17 protein-coding genes are annotated in these 15,081 nt (G+C 62.9%); 10 read left to right on the plus strand and 7 right to left on the minus strand.

The window, feature by feature from the left end:
* The first annotated feature begins 246 nt into the window (after positions 1-246).
* The 8 genes from hpnI (at position 247) to FNZ07_RS20585 (ending at position 9,529) form a co-directional block, all read left to right on the plus strand.
* The gene (hpnI, locus tag FNZ07_RS20550) at positions 247-1,479 is read left to right on the plus strand and encodes a bacteriohopanetetrol glucosamine biosynthesis glycosyltransferase HpnI (RefSeq protein ID WP_091018924.1); all 1,233 of its coding nucleotides are present in this window, start codon (positions 247-249) and stop codon (positions 1,477-1,479) included.
* A gap of 74 nt (positions 1,480-1,553) precedes the next feature.
* The gene (hpnJ, locus tag FNZ07_RS20555) at positions 1,554-2,975 is read left to right on the plus strand and encodes a hopanoid biosynthesis associated radical SAM protein HpnJ (RefSeq protein ID WP_091006271.1); all 1,422 of its coding nucleotides are present in this window, start codon (positions 1,554-1,556) and stop codon (positions 2,973-2,975) included.
* The gene (hpnK, locus tag FNZ07_RS20560) at positions 2,975-3,862 is read left to right on the plus strand and encodes a hopanoid biosynthesis-associated protein HpnK (RefSeq protein ID WP_091018922.1); all 888 of its coding nucleotides are present in this window, start codon (positions 2,975-2,977) and stop codon (positions 3,860-3,862) included. The genes hpnJ and hpnK overlap by 1 nt, the downstream gene beginning before the upstream one ends.
* Positions 3,859-4,872 carry a lysylphosphatidylglycerol synthase domain-containing protein gene (locus FNZ07_RS20565; RefSeq protein ID WP_091018920.1) on the plus strand — a complete coding sequence of 338 codons (1,014 nt, stop codon included), beginning with the start codon at positions 3,859-3,861 and terminating at the stop codon, positions 4,870-4,872. The genes hpnK and FNZ07_RS20565 overlap by 4 nt, the downstream gene beginning before the upstream one ends.
* Before the next feature lie 294 nt (positions 4,873-5,166).
* The gene (locus FNZ07_RS20570) at positions 5,167-7,071 is read left to right on the plus strand and encodes a WG repeat-containing protein (protein WP_170275803.1); all 1,905 of its coding nucleotides are present in this window, start codon (positions 5,167-5,169) and stop codon (positions 7,069-7,071) included.
* Between the two features lie 190 nt (positions 7,072-7,261).
* The gene (locus FNZ07_RS20575; RefSeq protein WP_091019176.1) at positions 7,262-7,786 is read left to right on the plus strand and encodes a hypothetical protein; all 525 of its coding nucleotides are present in this window, start codon (positions 7,262-7,264) and stop codon (positions 7,784-7,786) included.
* 15 nt (positions 7,787-7,801) lie between these two features.
* Positions 7,802-8,833, plus strand: a complete 1,032-nt coding sequence (locus FNZ07_RS20580; protein WP_091018915.1) for a patatin-like phospholipase family protein — start codon at positions 7,802-7,804, stop codon at positions 8,831-8,833.
* 129 nt (positions 8,834-8,962) lie between these two features.
* Complete coding sequence (locus tag FNZ07_RS20585; RefSeq protein WP_143098165.1) at positions 8,963-9,529, plus strand: hypothetical protein; 567 nt, start codon at positions 8,963-8,965, stop codon at positions 9,527-9,529.
* Between the two features lie 117 nt (positions 9,530-9,646).
* On the opposite strand, the gene FNZ07_RS20590 is transcribed toward FNZ07_RS20585, so the two are convergent.
* The 7 genes from FNZ07_RS20590 to FNZ07_RS20615 form a co-directional block, all read right to left on the minus strand.
* Positions 9,647-10,135 (minus strand): DUF3761 domain-containing protein, encoded by a 489-nt coding sequence (locus FNZ07_RS20590; RefSeq protein ID WP_091018910.1) that lies wholly within the window; start codon positions 10,133-10,135, stop codon positions 9,647-9,649.
* A 288-nt stretch (positions 10,136-10,423) separates the two neighbouring features.
* Positions 10,424-10,660 carry a hypothetical protein gene (locus FNZ07_RS33880; protein WP_211367977.1) on the minus strand — a complete coding sequence of 79 codons (237 nt, stop codon included), beginning with the start codon at positions 10,658-10,660 and terminating at the stop codon, positions 10,424-10,426.
* The gene (locus tag FNZ07_RS33885; RefSeq protein ID WP_211367980.1) at positions 10,657-10,806 is read right to left on the minus strand and encodes a hypothetical protein; all 150 of its coding nucleotides are present in this window, start codon (positions 10,804-10,806) and stop codon (positions 10,657-10,659) included. Before FNZ07_RS33885 ends, FNZ07_RS33880 begins: the two co-directional genes overlap by 4 nt.
* A 71-nt stretch (positions 10,807-10,877) precedes the next feature.
* Positions 10,878-12,167 (minus strand): type II toxin-antitoxin system HipA family toxin, encoded by a 1,290-nt coding sequence (locus FNZ07_RS20600; RefSeq protein ID WP_091018906.1) that lies wholly within the window; start codon positions 12,165-12,167, stop codon positions 10,878-10,880.
* On the minus strand, positions 12,157-12,495 hold the full coding sequence (locus FNZ07_RS20605; RefSeq protein ID WP_091018904.1) for a helix-turn-helix transcriptional regulator: 339 nt from the start codon (positions 12,493-12,495) through the stop codon (positions 12,157-12,159). The genes FNZ07_RS20600 and FNZ07_RS20605 overlap by 11 nt, the downstream gene beginning before the upstream one ends.
* 211 nt (positions 12,496-12,706) lie before the next feature.
* Positions 12,707-13,318, minus strand: a complete 612-nt coding sequence (locus FNZ07_RS20610) for a class I SAM-dependent methyltransferase (protein ID WP_091018902.1) — start codon at positions 13,316-13,318, stop codon at positions 12,707-12,709.
* A 57-nt stretch (positions 13,319-13,375) separates the two neighbouring features.
* On the minus strand, positions 13,376-13,603 hold the full coding sequence (locus tag FNZ07_RS20615) for a hypothetical protein (protein ID WP_091018901.1): 228 nt from the start codon (positions 13,601-13,603) through the stop codon (positions 13,376-13,378).
* 66 nt (positions 13,604-13,669) lie between these two features.
* Between FNZ07_RS20615 and FNZ07_RS20620 the strand changes: the two genes are divergently transcribed.
* Entirely contained in the window at positions 13,670-14,359 is a 690-nt protein-coding gene (locus FNZ07_RS20620; protein ID WP_091019174.1) for an ABC transporter permease, read from the plus strand.
* 7 nt (positions 14,360-14,366) lie between these two features.
* Positions 14,367-15,080, plus strand: a complete 714-nt coding sequence (locus tag FNZ07_RS20625) for an ABC transporter permease (protein WP_091018900.1) — start codon at positions 14,367-14,369, stop codon at positions 15,078-15,080.
* The last annotated feature ends 1 nt before the right edge of the window (position 15,081 follow it).

A 15,081-nucleotide genomic window follows, 5' to 3' on the forward strand; every position in this document is an offset into this window, starting at 1 on the left:
TCGTACCCACATCGACAGGTCGGGCACGCGATGTTTGCGTGATGCCTTCACTTGTCTGTCAAATGGGGGCTTCAATATTACAGACCATTACCGGAGTGCTTCGCACGCTGCCTGCCCGGCGGCGCGGCGCGTTTTGACGCGGCCGTCGCCGGTGCAAAACCAGGAGCAGCGGTCGTGCAGATTGACACACTCTTACTTTTATCCGTCGAAGTGTTTTGCGCAGTTATTTATCCGGAGTAACCGGCGATGACCGCGCATACGTTGTCCCTATTCCAATGGCTGCTGATCGTGTTGTGCTGTGCCGCCACGATCTACGCACTGCTCGCCGCGGTCGCGATGCCGCGTTTCACGAAACGTGGTCTAAGCGGCGAGCGTCACGCGGGTAAGCCGCGACCCCACGGCACGCTGAGAGAGCCGGTGGCATCGGTGAGCGTGCTGAAGCCGCTTTGCGGCATGGAGCCGCATCTGTTCGAGAATCTCGCCACTTTTTGCGAACAGACGCATCAGTGCGTTCAACTGCTGTTTGGTGTTTCGTCGGCGGCCGATCCGGCGATCGCTGTCGTGCGCCGCCTGCAAAAGAAGTATCCGCGGCACGACATCGCCTTGATCGACGATCCACGCGTGTACGGCAGCAATCTCAAGGTCAGCAACCTCATCAACATGGCGCGCAATGCACGACACGATGTGATTGTCGTGGCGGATAGCGACATCGCGGTCGAGCCGGATTATCTCGAGCAGGTCACGGCACCGCTCGCGGACCCTCGTGTCGGTATCGTCACGTGCCTGTATCGTGCGCGCAGTATCGGTAGTTACTGGTCGCGCGTGGGGGCGTTGTTCATCGACGAATGGTTTGCGCCGTCGGTGCGCATCGCGCATGCGGGCGGTTCGCGCGGCTTCGGTTTCGGCGCCACGCTCGCGTTGCGCCGCTCGACGCTCGATGACATCGGCGGCTTCGAAGCGCTGAAAAACTGTCTCGCCGACGACTACCTGCTTGCCGAACACACGCGTCGGCTCGGTCTCGAGACGGTACTGTCGCCGGTGACGGTTGCAACCGATGTAATCGAGCGCGGCTTCATCCCGCTATGGACGCGCGAAATGCGCTGGCTGCGCACGATCCGCTCGGTGAATCCAGCGGGCTTCGCGTTTCTCTTCGTCACATTCACGTCGCCGTGGCTGCTGGCCGGCGCGCTGCTCGCACTGAGCCTGCACGCGCATCATCCCGACGCTGCGCTGGGTATGGCAATCGGCACGCTGAGCGGTCTCATCGCACGCGTGGCGCTGCATGCACGCGAGGCACGGGCCGGCCGCACGTTCTGGCGCGACCTGCCGCTCGTGCCGCTGCGCGATGGCTTGCTCGCGCTGCAATGGCTCGGCGCGGCGTTTGGCTCGCAGGTGGTGTGGCGCGGTGCGCGGATGTCGATTGCGAACCGCGTCGAAGCGCCGACTGCATCGATCATGGAAATGTCGGATGGCGGCTGAGGTATGTTGATGAAGTGCCGCAAATCCGACGAATAACGGCTGTCAGATTTCAAATACAGGTTGCAGGAGCATTCATGAAAACGCTGTTTTTGCAGGCACCGTCGTATGACGGTTTCGACGGCGGCGCGGGTTCGCGCTATCAGGCGAAGCGCGAGATCCGCTCGTTCTGGTACCCGACGTGGCTCGCGCAGCCCGCGGCGCTCGTACCCGGTAGCCGCGTGCTCGACGCGCCCGCCGACGAGTTATCTGTCGACGCGACACTCGACATCGCGCAAGACTACGAGCTGGTCGTGATCCACACGAGCACGCCGTCCTTTCCCACCGATGCCTTGTTTGCCGAAGACCTCAAGAAGCGTCGTCCGGACGTGCTGATTGGCATGGTCGGCGCGAAGGTCGCGGTCGATCCGCATAACTCGCTGACCGCATCGGAAGCGATCGATTTCGTCTGTCGCGAAGAGTTCGATTTCACCTGCCAGGAAGTCGCCGAAGGCAAGCCGTTCGCGCAGATTCTGGGTCTGAGTTATCGCGCGGCGGATGGCTCCATCGAACACAACGGCGCACGTCCGATCCTCGAGAACATGGACGAGCTCCCGTTCGTCGCGCCGGTCTACAAACGCGACCTGAAGATCGATAACTACTTCATCGGTTATCTGAAGCATCCGTATGTGTCGATCTACACGGGCCGCGGTTGCCGCTCGAAGTGCACGTTCTGCCTGTGGCCGCAGACAGTGGGCGGCCATCGCTACCGCACACGCTCGGTGGAGAACGTGCTTGAAGAAGTGAAGTGGATCCGCGACAACATGCCTGAAGTGAAGGAGATCATGTTCGACGACGACACGTTCACCGACTTCAAGCCGCGCGTGGAAGAGATCGCGCGTGGGCTGGGCAAGCTCGGCGTGACGTGGTCGTGCAACGCGAAGGCCAACGTGCCGTACGCGACGCTGAAGATCATGAAGGAGAACGGTCTGCGGCTACTGCTCGTGGGTTACGAATCAGGTGACGACCAGATCCTGCTGAACATCAAGAAGGGACTGCGCACGGACATCGCGCGCCGCTTTAGCGAAGACTGCCGCACGCTCGGTATCAAGATTCACGGCACGTTCATTCTCGGATTGCCGGGCGAGACGCAGGAGACGATCGTCAAGACGATCGAGTACGCGAAGGAAATCAATCCGCACACGATCCAGGTCTCACTGGCGGCGCCTTATCCGGGCACGACGCTGTATAACCAGGCGGTCGAGAACGGCTGGCTCGAAGAGAACAAGGTGATCAACCTGGTGAGCCGCTCGGGTGTGCAGCTAGCGGCGATCGGTTATCCGCATCTGTCGCGCGACGAGATCTACCATCAGCTGGAGCGCTTCTACCGGCAGTTCTATTTCCGGCCGTCGAAGATCTGGGAGATCGTGCGCGAGATGCTGACGAGCTGGGAGATGATGAAGCGGCGTCTGCGCGAAGGCGTCGAGTTTTTCCGTTTCCTGCGTGCGCACGAGGCGTGATGACCGACGAGGCTCGCCTGCCGCAACGCACGCTGATCGTCACCGCGGACGACTTCGGTCTGCATCCGCGCGTGAACGAAGCGGTCGAACGCGCGCATCTGTATGGCGTATTGACGGCCGCGAGCCTGATGGTCGCGGCGCCCGCGGCCGACGATGCGGTGGAGCGCGCGCGACGTCTGCCCGGATTGCGGGTCGGCCTGCATCTGGTGCTGGCGGACGGTCCGGCGCAGTTGCCGCATTCGGTGATTCCCGACCTCGTCGACAAGCAAGGCCGTTTCGGCGATCACATGGTGCGCGACGGTTTTCGTTTCTTCTTCCTGCCGCAGGTGCGTGCGCAGCTCGCACGGGAAATTCGCGCGCAGTTCGAGGCGTTTTCAAGAACCGGACTGTCGCTCGATCACGTGAACACGCACAAGCATTTTCATCTTCATCCGACCGTGCTCACGCTGATTCTTGCGATCGGTCGCGAGTATGGGATGCGCGCCGTGCGGCTGCCGCGCGAGGCGCATGCACCCGTCTGGCTGCGACCGTGGATCGCCCTCGTACGGAGCCGGCTCGACCGTGCGGGGGTCGCACATAACGATTACGTGGTGGGTATCGCGCAGACTGGGCGCATGGACGAGGCTGCGCTGCTCGACGCGCTCGCGAATCTGCCGCGCGGTGTCGGCGAGATCTATTGCCATCCTGCAGCGCCAGGCGACGAACCGCTCACACCGGCGATGCACGCCTATCGCCACGCCGACGAACTCGATGCATTGTTGTCACCGCGCGTAGCCGCTGCAATCGAAGCCGCCGGCGCGACCTGCGGCGGATTTGCCGACGTACTTGCACGCAACACGTGCGATACGTGCGGTAAGCACGACAAGCGCGGCGCGTCGCTGTCATGAAACGACTGCAATGGGCGGCGCTGCCCGTCGGCGTCGCGATTCTGATCGGGCTCGTGTTGCACGAGGGCGCGCGCGACGTGCTGCAGACGTTGCGCAGCGCCGGCTACGTGCTGCTATGGCTCGTGCCGTTGCATGCGCTGCCGCTGCTGCTCGATGCGTATGCGTGGCATCTGCTGCTCGCGCGGCGTGCGCGGCTCGTGTTTCTGTGGTGGGTGGCGGCGGTGCGCGAAGCGGTCAGCCGGTTGTTGCCGGTGGCGAGCGTGGGCGGCGAGATCGTCGGTATCCGGCTTGCGCGCTGGCGTGTCGACGACGCGAGCGCTGTGAGCGCATCGGTGATCGTCGAGGTGCTAGTTACGATGGCGGTGCAGTATGCGTTTGCGGCGCTGGGGCTCGTGCTGATCGTGGCGTCGAGCAGCGCCGCGGATACGTGGCACACGATCGGCGCCGCGCTGCTGCTGTCGTTACCGGTGCCGCTCGTCGCGGTCATGTTGATGCGGCGCGGCGGCATCTTTCAGGCGCTCGAGCGCTGGGCGGCACGCCTGCTCGGCGATGCGCATCCGTGGTTGCAGGGCATCGACGGCAAGCGGCTCGATGTCGACATCGACGCGCTGATGCGCCGCACGGGGCTGCTGCTGTGCGCATTCGCGTGGCAGTTTGCCGGGTATGCGCTTGGCGCGCTCGAAACCTGGTGGGCGCTTTCGCTGCTCGGGCATCCGGTGTCGGTGGGCGGCGCGCTCGCCATCGAGGCGCTGACCCAGGCCGTACGTCACGCGGCGTTCATCGTGCCGGGGGGCGTCGGTGTGCAGGAGGCGACAATTGTGTTGCTCGCGCAACTATTTGGCGTGAACCATGAAGCGGCGCTGTCGCTTGCACTAGTCAAGCGGATGCGGGAAATCGTGTTCGGTTGTCTTGCGCTTGCGTCGTGGCAGGTGGCGGAGTTGATGCGAACGCGTACCCGGCGTGTCGGGCGTCCCGGACGCAACGCGGAATCTCCCGCCGATCCGGTGTAAGCACGCACCAGTACCGTTCGTACTTTGCGTTTCGATTGTGACAAACCGGTCGCCGCGCGAGGCGATCGGAAACAGCGATTCGATATCTTTGCAGCGCGCAACGCGAGGGTTGTTACCTCCGGCGTATCGTTGCGAAACGGAGCGCTGTATATTGCCGTTTTCGCCGGCGCGTATGCCGTGCATTCTGTCTGAGATTCCACGTCGAAGTGACTAAAGAAAGCGGATACTGACGTTCCGCGAACTGCAGGAATGACCGCGGACATCGAGGAAACAGCTTTCGCTGGGGAGCGTGAGATGGGTAACCGTTCGTGGCTATATCTGCGGGATGACGCTCCGGATTCCGGCTACGCGCCGGAGCAGATTGCAGAAGCCAATAACAACTTTCCGACCCTGTGGAAAATTCTGCTCGCACAAGGCAATGCCGGTGACGCGATTCGCGCACAGCGTGTATTCGGCGATGCCGACACGCCCAATCTGACTTCAGGTGCATTGCAGGCGCTCGAGCGGGTGCGCCGTGTGAGCGCCTGCTTCGCCCGCCACCCGCTATACCGGACGTTGCCCGAGCTCGCGCGGCAATTCGATGGGCTCGAGCGGTATCTGGCGGAGTGCATCGAAAAAACCGCAATCGACCCGCAACGTTTGTGCTTTTCGGCCAATCTCGACGAACTGTCGTGGCTCGGCACCGAACCGCCCGCGCGGTTCATCGAACGAATGGGCGCGGAGTGCGACACCTGCTGGCACCAGGTCGAGACACGTCTCGACGCGCCGGCCGATCCGGCGCTCCTTGCCGCGCTCGAAATAAACGCGTTCGACGACTGGATGTCCTGGGCATGGAGTTTCGGCTTCGGTGGCCTGTCCCACGCGTATTTCGACCGGCAGGACCCGCCGCGCGCCGAAAGCTTTACCGAATACCTCGACACCGAAGCGATGCATCTCGCCGACAGTTTCTGGCGTGTCAAAGGGGCGGACGGTCGCTGGGGTGTCTGCATCGAAGATAAAGGCGTACGCAAGGTGCTGGTCGAACCCGTCTGGGACGACATCTGGTGGGACCGGTGCGATCCCGAAGACTGTCTTGTGTGGGTCGGGCGGGGCGCGCAGATCGGTTTGCTCAAAATCGACGGAGAGAAGACTCATGTTTTGCTCGAACCGCAACTCGATACGGCCTATGACTTCGAATGGGTGCGCGACGCGTCCGGCGAACATCCCGTCCGCGTGGTGAAGGTAGAGACCGGTGGGCGTCATGGGCTGCTGCGCGATGACGGTAGCTGGCTGTTCGAGGCGCACGCCGACAGCATCGGCGATTTTGCGAATGGCTATGCGGCGGTATGCGTCGGTGGTCGCTGCGGTTTTATCGACACCTCGGGACACTGGGTGGTGGAACCGCAGTACGAAGCGGCGCAGGCGATCGTCTCGTGCGGACTCGCGATCGTGCGCATGCAAGGCCGCTGGGGAGCGGTCACGCTCGCAGGCACGTGGGTCATCGAGCCCGCGTGGGACGAGATCGTCTGGCACGAGGACACCGTACGTTTCATCGTCACACGCGCTGCACGCAAGGGACTGCTCGATCAGCAAGGTCGCGAAATCATCGAACCGGTCTATCCGGATCTGCGACCAATCCAGTTCGCGGAGGCGGGGCCTCGCGGCGAGGGCGTGATGATGGTGAACGGCAGCCACCGGTTCGTCGCGCAACGAGAAGATAAATTGCTTGGTCTCTTCGACAGCGACGGGCGCCCGCTATTGCCGTTCGACTATCAGCGCGTCGACAGCATCTACCCCGCGTACGACATGCCCGATCGCGAGCCGACCAGTGTGGTGGGTGCTGTGAAGGTCGGCAGGCAGCAGGGCCGACGCTGGTTGTATGGCGTCTACGACACCGTGCGCGGCCGGCAGCTATTGCCGTGTCGGTATCGGCAACTGCATCTGATGGCGTGGCACGGCAAAAGGTACTGGCTGCTGGTCGAGCCGCAGGCGTCGAGTGGTCGCGAACTGGTCGGCGTGGCGCATGAAGACGGCGCGTGGCTGCATGCCCCGCGTTACGAGTGGATCGGTATGCAGGTCTCTAATGAAAGCGGCGCGATGGAATTCCTCGCGCATGAAATGAGCCGTATCTGGAGCGAGAACGACGCAATCGAAGCCGTGCGCGACACCGGAGAAGACGCCCGCCTTTTCAACGACGGTCGGGCGGAAGCCGTCGGCTGAGCGCGTGGTTCACATTGCGGCAAGGATGTATCGCGGTTAGAGCCCGCTGCACCGCGGCTCGCAGTTTTACGAGCACACGGTTATCCTGTGGCACATGCTTTACACAAGATGTGCGCATCCAGGATCAATGACCTTCCGTTATCGCCACCGATTACTCATTCGCCACCTTACCGGCCTGCTTACCGCAGCGATGCTCGGTGCGTCGCTCGCGCTCGCCGGCTGCGACGATCAACAGGGCCAGGAAGCCGTGCAGAAACTCAGGGATTTTTTCAACGCGGTCAAACCGGACGCCTTGCTGCTGAAGGACATGACGCCGGGCATCACGACCGAAGAGCAGGTGCGCAGCCAGATGGGCAAGCCCGAAACCGAGCATACGTTTACGGACGGCTCGAAGCGGCTCGAATATCCGCGCGGTCCGCAGGGCCTCAACACCTACATGATCGACATCGACCCCGATGGGAAGCTGCAAGCGATCACCCAGGTGCTGACTGCCGCGAACTTCGCAAAGATCCGCCCCGGTATGACCGACGACGAAGTGCGGCGCCTGCTCGGCAAGCCCGGTGAAATCGCCGTTTATCCGCTCAAGCCCGAAACGGTGTGGAGCTGGAAGTGGCGCGAGGGCGGTGTCACCGAAGAAGGCATTTTCAACGTGCACTTTGGCCCCGACCACAAGGTGAGCACCACTTCTCGCTCCGATGTGGTTCGCGGGCGCTGAGCGGAGACAGAAGCCATGAACCAGCGTCGTCGTCCCTCGCGTATCGGACTTGTCCTCGGTGGAGGGGCTGCGCGCGGCTGGGCTCACATCGGTGCGATCCGGGCCCTGCAAGAGGCGGGTATCCGGCCCGATGTGGTGTGTGGCACCTCGATCGGTGCGCTGGTGGGGGCGGTCTACGCGCACGGCGATCTCGATTGGCTCGAAGAGTGGGTGTCGCGACTCACGTGGCAGACGGTCGTGCGGCTGCTCGATCTGCGTTTATCCGGTGGATTGCTCGGCGGCAAGAAAGTGATTCAGGTGTTTGCGGACCAGTTCGCGGGCTGTGCGATCGGAGAGCTGAAGATGCCGTTTGCCGCAGTCGCAACCGAACTCGATACCGGCCGAGAAACCTGGCTACAGGACGGCAGTCTTGTCGACGCGGTGCGTGCGTCGATTGCGATTCCCGGTATTTTTACGCCGCAGTGGCATGACGGGGTGTGGCTCGTCGACGGCGGGTTGAGCAATCCGGTGCCTGTGTCGGTTGCGCGCGGCATGCGTGCGGACTGCGTGATCGCTATCGATCTGAACAACGACATTCTGAACGGCCGCGACCTGGGCGGTGTCACCGCCGAAACACCCGCACCGATCGCTGCGCGTGCCGCGGCCGTCGCGTCGGGTGCGCCCGTAACGGAGGGTTCCACCGGCACCAACGCCAGCGCCACCGACGATACCGCGCCACCGCTCGCATTACGCCGCAACGGCAAGCCTTGGCCGCGCTGGCTGCAACCGGCGCCTGGCTACGAAGAAAGTCGCGATGTGCGCGTGGCGCCGCCGCCGAGCGCGCGCGTACCGTCGATGCTGAGTTCGATCGCGCAGAGCATCGACATCATGCAGGTGCGGATTACGCGCAGCCGGCTGGCCGGCGAACCCGCCGACATCCTGATCCAGCCGCGTCTGGGCGGTATGGGTATCTTCGATTTCCACCGCGCGCGACCGGCCATCGAAGAAGGGCGGGCCGCCGTCCATAACATGATGCCGGCGATTCTTGCCCGGCTCGGTATGGACTGATGGCCCGCTTTTGAAAATTCCTGCCAGTCAATCGTCTATTAAGACGAGTCACGCTGTCCGCTAGCAAGCTTCCGATCAAAGCCGTCTTGGGGTAGACGTCTTTTCGGCGCCACCTCTTCGGAAAGAAAAATGAAAACGACGGCAAGTAAATGTATCTCAGCGCTTTTTATAACAACACTCTTCGCTGGATGCATGGTTCCCGCGCAAAATCGCGCCCCGGCTCCAGCACCGGCTGCGGCCGCGGCAGGATCGGGGGCTTCGCTTTCCACTGCCGACTGGGCCAAGGTCGTTGAAAGTGATCGCACATCGGTCCGGTCGGGTTTCCTGCCGAAAGAAGTGATCCAGTACGACCTTCAAATAGGCAACATGATCCCTGAAGGTCAGGACATTCTGGCCTCTCACGACCAGGCAAGGGCGCGCATCTGGTCGAAGAAAATGAATTCGATTACGGAAGCAAGAAACAAGGTCATCGAAAAGTTCTCGGCAAAACAGATCGCCAGGAGCAATGCAACGGCCAATGCATTCGGTAACGGAAAACCGGACCCTTGCCTGTCGCCTATGGGCAAGAACACGTGTACCGCGTCGCCGGCCCGACAAGGCGACAGCGTTAATTACACGGTAGGCCCCGGCGGCATTGGGGCGACCATCGGTCATTACACGGTGGGGCCCGGCGGCATAGGGATGGGTGGCTTCTGATATGAAGTAAAGCGCCGCGCGGCTATTCCGGCGAATGGACCACGTCAAACGGGGTGAGCGCCTGAGACCACAGCGCTCACCCCGTCCGTCAAACATCGTTAGACATACCGAAGAAGCTTACGAGCAAGCCTTGCCGTGATCGGCGTGGTAGCCCTTGGTCTTCGCATCGGCTTCGCTCATGTACGAACCGGCCTTCGTCTTGCCGTAGTACTTGTCGCCCTGGCAGTGGTACACCTTCGTGCTCGTGTTGACCCACACCTGGCCCGGGCCGCCGCCGGGCGCAGCAGCCTTCGTGCTGGCAGCGGGCGTAGCCGTTTTCGTGGTCGTGGCCGCAGCCGGAGCCGGGGCGGCAGATGAAGCCGGTGCCGCAGCGGCTGCTGCCGGAGCGCTGGCGCCTGCAGCAGGTGCACCCGCTGCGCCGTACCAGGTCTTCACGCCTTTATGGCCCGAGCACGCGCCTTTCTTCGTGGCACCCGAGAAGGACGAACCGTCCTTACAAAGAGCTGTCGTTCCTGCCGGCGCGGTAGCCGGGGCCGGGGTCTGTGCGTGAGCGGCCATGGCGGTGAACATGCCGGCAGCCACTACAACGGAAAGAAACTTGTTCATGGTGAATCCTTTAAGTAAGAGTCGAGGGAATCGTTTTCGACGGAAGCATTGGAGCAATTGCTGGTCGTGCTTGTTGCGATTGCGGATACCTTCACGGACTTCGGGGATTCATGGGCCCCATGATGGGTAGAGCCGATCCGTGCCACGTGAAGATGTGGCACTGAGAGCTATAACGCGTCACTTATCGAGTGCGTCGACTGGATCGAGCACTATATTTGTCATTTTTTGTAAAGAAAGGTGAGCGTGGCCAGGGCGAACGCCTGACCCAAGCTGAGATATCACACGGCGTTATGCGCCGCCGGTACGCGCGCGACTACGCCAGCGCAACACGATCCAGGCCAGCAAGATACCCACCGCTATGCCCAGGAACTCGCACAGCACGCGTACGCCGATACTGTCCGGATCGTGTACATCGGCGAGTGTCGCGCGCAGCAGAGCCGGCGACTGCAGGTTGGCGTAGTTGAAATAGAACAGGTTCCACAGGTCGCCGCTCGAACTGGGCAGCACGGACAGCATATAAGTCACGCCCAGCTCGCGGCCGGGTTCCAGGGTTCCTTGCGGGTCAGCCAGTGCACCAGCAGCAGCATGAAGAATCCGATTACTGCTGCAATCGCTCCCGCCTGCATACCGCCGATGATCCCGTACCCCATCCACGATTGGTCATAAAACATGCCAGCGTCGTCCGGTCATCGATAACGGCGCATTATGCACGAGCGCGCTTTCGCAAGGGATTCACGGGGCATCAATCGCTCTCCGGCAGCATTACGGCCAGTTGCGCCGGCGCATCGACGAAAGCGAACGGGTTCAGAAACTGCCGCCGCCATAGTAAGTTGCGGTCGACCTCGCTGAGCCGCGCCTCCGTGCAGACCGTCACCCAGCTATCGCGGATCGTTTCGATCTGCTGCGCGGCGAGCGCGAGCGCCTCCGCGGTGGAGAGCAGGAATTGCGGTGCGGCTTTCAGACACACGGCAATCTGGCTCCAGCGTTCGTTGCCGGTAATCAGCATCGCCTGGGTGGCTTCGTTGCCGGCGCGCGCCTGCGGGCAGATGTCGTAAGCGGGCGTGAGCGTCAGCGCGGCGCCGTCCCAGAACGCGGCGTGATTGCGCGCGTGATCGTCGGTATTGCCGCACAGCACGTTGAACAGCATCCGCGCGAACAGTTCGCGCAGCGTCGCCTTCGGTTCGCTGAAGCGATGCCGGACGATCGTGGCAAGGTCTTCATAGCTCGCGTAGCGCGCCATCATTTCATCGAGCCCGAGCAGCGTGAGCGCCGACACCATCGCGCGGCGTTGCCAGCCGTGCGCGGCATGCGTGCGATCGAACCGCTCGATCAACAACACGTCCTTGCCGCCCACCTGCTGCAGCGACACGGGGGCCGCCGCGATGCCCGCTTCGGCGGCCAGACGCATCGCGATGTACTCGGCCTTGACGACGCTATAGATGTCGCTCTGCGACGAAAACTTCGCGATGTACCTCCTGTCGTGCGAGGTGATCATCGCTTTCGGTCGCGCACCGCCAATCGAGCTGCCGTGCAACAGCGCACGCTCGAGTTCGGGGTTGAGCGGCACGCCCTGTTCGACGCTCGCAACCGCATTCAGCAGATCGTCGAGCGACGCGGACGCGGCATCGCGCGGCACGTAGGTGCTGGCCGATTGCTGGAAGTCGAGCGCGCCGATCCGGTCGGAGCCCGATTCGAGCAGATACGTGAGTTCGTCCAGCTCGGCCGTGTCGATCTGCCGGCCGCCCGCCCCGAACCTGCGATTGATGATCACGCGCCGGCCCCACGCGTCGGGCGCGGCGTCGCGGATGCAGCCCGGCATCGACAGGCCGGCGGGCAAGGGCAGTGTGCCCGGTTGTAGCGGCAGCTCGGGGTCGTAGAGCGCGATCGCATCCTGGCGCGCAAGATAGCTGCGGCCGTAGTTGAAGACGATCTGCCCACCCACGGCGGCGAGCCGTCCGCACACCACCGGCCCGGTTGCGCCGGGCAGCCAGACCCAGACGAACGCTTCCTGATAACTGCGCTCAGAAGTCATCTTTGGTCTCGATGCGCGGCGTGCGGACTTTCTTCGGCAGCAGGATCAGCGTGTCCGCATAGCGTTGATTGAGGCTCGTCATCTCCGGCTGGTCGGCGTCGAAAAGACGCAAACCGACCACGGCCGCGGCCTCGAACACCGCGCCGATCGAGCAGGACGGATCGCCCTTTTCGATGCGCTGCACGAGGCTGCGCGACAGGCCGGCCCGTTCGGCCATCTGCGCGGTCGTGATGGTGCGCTCGATGCGCATCCGGCGGATCTGCTGGCCCAGCAGCAAGGCGGCATCGAGGCTGTAGCGGGAGAGGGGGCGGGACGCGAGCTTGGACATGGTTTCGACCGGATTGGCTTATTAATGAGTCTTTAACCGTGTTGTTGGCTCATTAATGAATCATTCTAGGTCGTGCCAGTGCCTGAAGTCAATATTGGCTCATTAATGAGTCTTTAAGGCGTTTATTGGGTCATTAATGAGTCAAATCTGGGTGTGAGACGGTCTCGTGCCGGTGTATCGCGCTCGCAGCGCCTGGCACGCGCTTACACGCTCACACCGTATCGCCGCGCTTCGTCGCCACCACGCGACAGATCCGTTTGCCCGAGCTTTCGCTTGTCACGTCCTCGAACAGCAGGATCGCGCAGCCGGCCAGCTCGCCGAGCACGAGTGCGGGATCGAACGCGCTGTAGAGCCGGCCGTCGGGCAGCCGCTGGTCTGCTCCCTCGGTGACCCGCCACGACAGATACAGCACGCCGTCCGGCCGCAGGATGCGCAACAGGCTGTCGATCGCGGAGGCGATCTCGTCGACCGGCAGATGCATGATCACGGTTTCGCAGATCACGTTGTCGTAGGTGTCGACGACGCCGGCCAGCGCGGGCAGCGTCGCTTCGCGAAACGTTACGTCGGGGTAGAGCCGGCGCGCCTCGTCGAGCAGGGCTGGCGACGCATCGAAACCGGTCACCGGATAACCGCCCCTGGCCAGCCACGCGGCGTCGCGGCCGTTGCCGCAGCCGATATCCGCGGTATCGCCGCCGGGCACCAGGTGCGTTTGCAGCATCGAGTAGAGGTCGTTCGGCGGCGGCTGGTCGAGCCAGTCCTGGCTGTAGCGGGTGGCGTCGCGCGCGTAGGCGGCGAGTGTGTCGGGGTCGGTGCGGGAAGTCATGGGCGGGTCGTCGGATAACAGGAGGTGCCCTGGAGCGGCGGGCGGATGGCTGCCAGTCTATCGAAACGCCCATTGCGACGCCGCTTCGTCTATCGAAAAAGCGACTACAAACTTGCGAAAACGCAGCAGGCGCAGCCGGTGCATTGAGCGCTCGCAAAACCATGGCGCCCGCGAAAACAGGGAGTCCGGCACGGCGCGATCGCCCTGGCTGCCTATGTTGCGCCGCAATAACCCGCGCGTCGCCAGTTTGAGCAATTTATTTTTGCCTGCGAGTATCCGCGCCATGCCTCGAAGCGGGCTGCGCCGGTTTCACAGCGACCCGCCAGCCCGATCAACCAGATGGAGACGCGCGTGTTCCTATACGGCTTTGGCCCGGTGCTGCTCGCCGGTGCGATCCAGACAATCGAACTTTCCGTTCTGTCGCTCGCGGCGGCCGTCGTGCTCGGCCTGATCGGCGCGGCGGCGAAGCTTTCGCTGAACCGGCCGCTGCGCGCCATTGCCACCGCCTATACGACGCTGATCCGCTCGGTACCCGATCTCGTCCTGATGCTGCTGCTGTTCTACAGCATCCAGATCGCGGTCAACAATCTGACCGATGCGCTCGCTCTGCCGCAGTTCGACATCGATCCGTTCGTCGCGGGCGTGCTCACACTCGGCTTCATCTACGGCGCGTATTTCACCGAGACCTTTCGCGGCGCGTTTCTCGCGGTGCCGCGGGGCCAGCTCGAAGCGGGCGCCGCGTACGGCATGAGCGGCGCGCGCGTGTTCGCGCGCATCCTGTTTCCGCAGATGATGCGTTTCGCGCTGCCCGGTATCGGCAACAACTGGCAGGTGCTCGTGAAAGCGACCGCGCTCGTGTCGATCATCGGTCTTGCCGACATCGTCAAGGCCGCGCAGGACGCGGGCAAGAGCACCTTCAACATGTTTTTCTTCATCCTCATCGCCGCGCTGATCTATCTGGCCATCACGACCGTATCGAATCTCGTGCTGATATGGCTCGAACGGCGCTATTCGATCGGCGTGCGCCACGCGGAGCTTTGACACCACCATGATCGAGATCCTCACCGAATACTGGCGTGCCTTTCTGTACTGGGACGGCCAGCGTCTGTCGGGCGTTGCCGTGACGCTGTGGCTGCTGGTTGCATCGATCGGCTTCGGTTTTGTCGTATCGATTCCGCTCGCGGTCGCGCGCGTGTCGAAGAAGCGCTGGCTGTCGCTACCCGTGCGCTTTTACACCTACGTGTTTCGCGGCACGCCGCTCTACGTGCAGTTGCTGCTGATCTACACGGGGATGTACAGCCTCGAATTCGTGCGCTCGCACTCGCTGCTCGATGCGTTCTTTCGCAGTGGTTTTCATTGCGCGATTCTTGCCTTCGCACTGAACACCTGCGCGTACACGACCGAGATCTTCGCCGGTGCGATTCGCGCGACCTCGCACGGCGAAGTCGAAGCGGCGCGCGCATACGGGATGAGCGGGTTCACGATGTACCGGCGCGTTGTGCTACCTTCCGCGCTGCGCCGTGCGCTGCCGTTGTACAGTAACGAAGTGATCCTGATGCTGCATGCGACCACCGTCGCGTTCACGGCGACGGTGCCGGACATCCTGAAGGTCGCGCGCGATGTGAATTCGGCAACCTACCGTTCGTTCGAAGCGTTCGGGCTCGCGGCGCTGATCTACTGTGCGATTTCGTTCGCACTGGTTGCGGGGTTCCGGCAGGCCGAGCGGCGCTGGCTCGGTTATCTGGCGGTGCGTTCGCATTGAG

The organism is Paraburkholderia megapolitana (assembly GCF_007556815.1).
GTDB classification, from domain to species: domain Bacteria; phylum Pseudomonadota; class Gammaproteobacteria; order Burkholderiales; family Burkholderiaceae; genus Paraburkholderia; species Paraburkholderia megapolitana.

Excerpts from the sequence above, each read along its gene's own strand:
- FNZ07_RS20570 (WP_170275803.1), top strand. The coding sequence starts at position 5,167 with ATGGGTAACCGTTCGTGGCTATATCTGCGGGATGACGCTCCGGATTCC.
- FNZ07_RS20565 (WP_091018920.1), top strand. The coding sequence starts at position 3,859 with ATGAAACGACTGCAATGGGCGGCGCTGCCCGTCGGCGTCGCGATTCTG.
- FNZ07_RS20610 (WP_091018902.1), bottom strand. The coding sequence starts at position 13,318 with ATGACTTCCCGCACCGACCCCGACACACTCGCCGCCTACGCGCGCGAC.
- FNZ07_RS20615 (WP_091018901.1), bottom strand. The coding sequence starts at position 13,603 with ATGGCGCGGATACTCGCAGGCAAAAATAAATTGCTCAAACTGGCGACG.
- FNZ07_RS20600 (WP_091018906.1), bottom strand. The coding sequence starts at position 12,167 with ATGACTTCTGAGCGCAGTTATCAGGAAGCGTTCGTCTGGGTCTGGCTG.
- FNZ07_RS20580 (WP_091018915.1), top strand. The coding sequence starts at position 7,802 with ATGAACCAGCGTCGTCGTCCCTCGCGTATCGGACTTGTCCTCGGTGGA.
- FNZ07_RS20590 (WP_091018910.1), bottom strand. The coding sequence starts at position 10,135 with ATGAACAAGTTTCTTTCCGTTGTAGTGGCTGCCGGCATGTTCACCGCC.
- FNZ07_RS20605 (WP_091018904.1), bottom strand. The coding sequence starts at position 12,495 with ATGTCCAAGCTCGCGTCCCGCCCCCTCTCCCGCTACAGCCTCGATGCC.
- FNZ07_RS33885 (WP_211367980.1), bottom strand. The coding sequence starts at position 10,806 with ATGTTTTATGACCAATCGTGGATGGGGTACGGGATCATCGGCGGTATG.
- hpnJ (WP_091006271.1), top strand. The coding sequence starts at position 1,554 with ATGAAAACGCTGTTTTTGCAGGCACCGTCGTATGACGGTTTCGACGGC.
- hpnI (WP_091018924.1), top strand. The coding sequence starts at position 247 with ATGACCGCGCATACGTTGTCCCTATTCCAATGGCTGCTGATCGTGTTG.
- FNZ07_RS20575 (WP_091019176.1), top strand. The coding sequence starts at position 7,262 with ATGCTCGGTGCGTCGCTCGCGCTCGCCGGCTGCGACGATCAACAGGGC.
- hpnK (WP_091018922.1), top strand. The coding sequence starts at position 2,975 with ATGACCGACGAGGCTCGCCTGCCGCAACGCACGCTGATCGTCACCGCG.
- FNZ07_RS20585 (WP_143098165.1), top strand. The coding sequence starts at position 8,963 with ATGAAAACGACGGCAAGTAAATGTATCTCAGCGCTTTTTATAACAACA.
- FNZ07_RS20625 (WP_091018900.1), top strand. The coding sequence starts at position 14,367 with ATGATCGAGATCCTCACCGAATACTGGCGTGCCTTTCTGTACTGGGAC.